Raw genomic sequence first — 3,225 nt, forward strand, 5'->3', positions numbered from 1 at the left:
GGTCTCGAGGGTGCTGAGATCCTCCACCGCGATCATCTCCGCGTCCGCCGCGGCGGCGTACTCGGTGACCTGGCGGGCGAAGTGGAAGGCGAGTTCCCGGTTGATCCTCCCTCTCTTGACACCCACCGCCTCGCGATGCTTGTTCAGGACGGCGATCTTCGCCTCCAACTCGGCGCGGACCTCCGGTGGGGCGGCGGCGGCCAATTGCGTCAACCGGGCCGCCTTGGCGTGCAGCAGCTGCCCCTCGGCCTGCAGGCGCGCCAGTTTGACGCCGAGGCCCCGGTCGTCGTAGGTCCAGCCCCGGTAATCCGACACCAGCCCCTCCGGGTGGTCCGCGGTGATGGCGGCGGCACCGAGGGTGCGCGGGGACCAGTCCACCCCGACCGCGACGGCGGCCGAGGCCAGGTCGTTCGCAGGGACGAGTTCGGTCGCCGCGCACCGCCACAACAGACCCCGGTGGTCGAGGACCAGGGTCGGCAGATGCCAGTCGATGACAGTTCTGTCATGCAGGTGCGCGGGGATAGTTGCGGTGAGCCGGACCCGCCGCCACTGCGCCCGCCCCACCGGGGCGGGGCTGGTGGGCAGCTTCACCGTCAACACCAGCTCACGGACTGTCGCGGTGATCCGTGCGAGCTGCCGGTCGGCGGCGGAGAGCTGGGCCATCGCGCTCGCAAGCGGTGGTCCCTGCAGGTCGGTGATCCGCAACCGGCCGGCCGGTGCCCTGTCGGTGCGGCGGGCGTGTGCGAGGAGCTGTCGCCGCACGCCTCGCGCGTAACCCGAGGGCACATAGTCGCCCGGCTCGGTGGGTGCGGTCAGACGACCGGTGTCCGGGTCGAATCGGGCCGACAGTGCCGCGATCGCGGTATCTCGGTAGGCCAGGGTCCGCAGGGTCGCCGTTACCTGCGCGGTCACCACCCGCGTGACCCGCGACGGCACGTAGACCCCGTCCGGATAGATCGGGTTCCAGCCGAGACGCGCCGCGGTGACATGCCCCTGCGCCGGCAGCCTGCGGTCCTGGCGGTCACGACCGGCGGCGAGCACGTCGAACGTCGCCGGCTGCCACAGCCGAGACACCAACTCGCCGCCGGCCGCGGCGACCAGATCGAGGAGCCACCCCACCCGGATATCGACATCGTCGAGTCCGATCGGCTCCTCGGTCGCATCGTCGACCGCCAAGTACGCGCGGGTGGTGAACGCGAACTGCCGCGGCACAGTCGATCCCGGCCCGGTCATACCCGGCACAATTCGGGATCGGTCAGCACCTTCACGTTCCGACACGCGCGGACCATGATGCACCAGCCGTCCGCCGGCACCGCCGGTGACAAGAACCCGCGAACGCCCGAGATGCTCACCGGTTAACCCATTCCCAACCGTGCCGCGGCGTCGTGGCTGCCTGATCGTAATCGAGCGGCCAGCGGGCGCGCGTGCAACGTAGCAAGACGGTCGAGCGGGAGACCCCGTCGTTGATTCTGTTTCGACCACAGCGCCCAGAGAACCGGCCGGACAACGATGCCGGCACCGCCCTGACGTCATCCATCAACCCTCCCACCAGCGATCTGTCGCTCCTGTCTCGTAAGACCTCGACTGTAACGCCGGCCTCCGACAAGTACCGCCCGATCCAGCCCACCGGCGAACTGGGCCAATCGATCTCGCCACACCACCCGCACCGCCGTGAACCGACCCTCGGCCGCGTTGTCGAGCATCCGGCCCAACCCCGCCCGCTGCCCCCGCCGACCCGGGCCCGCACACCCCCATCCGGGCGGCCTGCACTGATAGGAGTCGAGGTCCGCGCGGTCAAAAGATTCGGTGATCCGAACCGGTGCGCCCAGAAGGCCACCGGCCCTCCCTGCCGCCTTGCGCACCCAACCACCGACATCCCAAGTCGCCTAACCAATTCACACCGGCAGACAGTGTCAGAACCTATCGATTAGATTAGATATATCGGCAACAGTTAAAAGCCTCCAGTGCAGGAGCGCGATGAGAGGGGTGTCCCGCGTCACACCGAAGATGTGATGTGCGACACGCCAGAGCGAGCACGAAATTTATGGTCCGCGGGATGACGACCTGGGAATTTCATCAATGTGACTCACAACATCTCGGGTTAAGTGTTTCTGTCGGCCACTAGGTGTAGTGTCTTGAGCACTGAGAGACCACAACGAGAACCGACTCGGTGAGCATCTCCATCGGGGGTCACCGCCATCTCGATCAGGGGAAGTCTCAGTGCGCTGAACACACACTTCGTCAGCTCCATTCGGCAGTGGAAAGAGGGACTTCATGAGCATCACCGTCTACACCAAGCCCGCTTGCGTTCAGTGCAATGCCACCTACCGGGCCCTCGACAAGGCGGGTATCGAATACTCCGTCGTCGACATCACCGAAGACCCCGAAGCCCGGGACTACGTCATGGCACTGGGATACCTGCAGGCGCCCGTGATCGTGGCCGGTGACGAGCACTGGTCGGGCTTCCGCCCCGACCGCATCAAGACCCTCTCGGCAAACGCTGCTTGAAGCGAGGCGATCGCACCGCCCGAGGCGGAGATCGAACCGATTCCCGGGCGGCAGTAAACGGTAGTACTAGTCCAGATGGTGGAAACCGATGACATCGCTGGTGTACTTCTCCAGCGCCTCGGAGAACACGCACCGATTCGTCCAGCGGCTCGGGCTGCCTGCGACGCGCATACCCATTCATGACCGCGAGGGAACCTTCGAGGTTCGCGAACCCTACGTGCTGATCGTCCCCACCTACGGCGGGGGAACGACGGCCATGGGCCGCGACACCAGTTACGTCCCGAAGCCGGTCATCCGATTTCTCAACAACACACACAACAGGTCGCTGATCCGAGCAGTGATCGCGGCAGGAAACACCAATTTCGGTGAATCCTATTGCTTTGCAGGAAACATCATTTCTCAGAAATGCCACGTTCCCTACCTCTACCGCTTCGAACTCATGGGCACAGCCGAGGACGTCGAGCGGGTCAGGGCCGGTCTGGGTGAATTCTGGGATCACTTAGACGACGAGGAGCACGAGAAGTGGCGCCGACCATCACAGACACCATCGACGCGGGGAGCGTAGAGCGCGACGCGCGCGGTGGAGACTCGACGAACGGTCTCGATTACCACGCACTCAACGCAATGCTCAACCTGTACGGCCCCAACGGTGAGATCCAGTTCGACAAGGACGTCGCCGCCGCCCGCCAGTACTTCCTGCAGCACGTCAACCAGAAC

At 65.4% G+C, this 3,225-nt stretch carries 3 protein-coding genes and 1 pseudogene; 3 read left to right on the forward strand and 1 reads right to left on the reverse strand.

The genetic code is table 11. From position 1 onward, the window contains the following. Nucleotides 1-1,233, reverse strand: a pseudogene (locus tag AC1D1G_RS43470) (transposase); the annotation flags it as partial. 1,041 nt (nt 1,234-2,274) lie between these two features. Here AC1D1G_RS43470 and AC1D1G_RS43475 point away from each other — a divergent pair. The 3 genes from AC1D1G_RS43475 to AC1D1G_RS43485 all read left to right on the forward strand — a co-directional run. Further along, entirely contained in the window at nt 2,275-2,508 is a 234-nt protein-coding gene (locus tag AC1D1G_RS43475; protein WP_005240286.1) for a redoxin NrdH, read from the forward strand. Nucleotides 2,509-2,596: 88 nt separating this feature from the next. Beyond that, nucleotides 2,597-3,073 (forward strand): class Ib ribonucleoside-diphosphate reductase assembly flavoprotein NrdI, encoded by a 477-nt coding sequence (gene nrdI / locus AC1D1G_RS43480; RefSeq protein WP_005259574.1) that lies wholly within the window; start codon nt 2,597-2,599, stop codon nt 3,071-3,073. Next, a partial coding sequence (locus AC1D1G_RS43485; RefSeq protein WP_477956740.1) for a hypothetical protein occupies nt 3,031-3,225 on the forward strand: 195 nt, incomplete at its 3' end. The genes nrdI and AC1D1G_RS43485, both read left to right, overlap by 43 nt.

Source organism: Rhodococcus sp. P3_B8 (assembly GCF_056402775.1).

Coding starts and splice junctions, on each gene's coding strand:
- nrdI (WP_005259574.1), top strand. CDS start 2,597: ATGACATCGCTGGTGTACTTCTCCAGCGCCTCGGAGAACACGCACCGA.
- AC1D1G_RS43475 (WP_005240286.1), top strand. CDS start 2,275: ATGAGCATCACCGTCTACACCAAGCCCGCTTGCGTTCAGTGCAATGCC.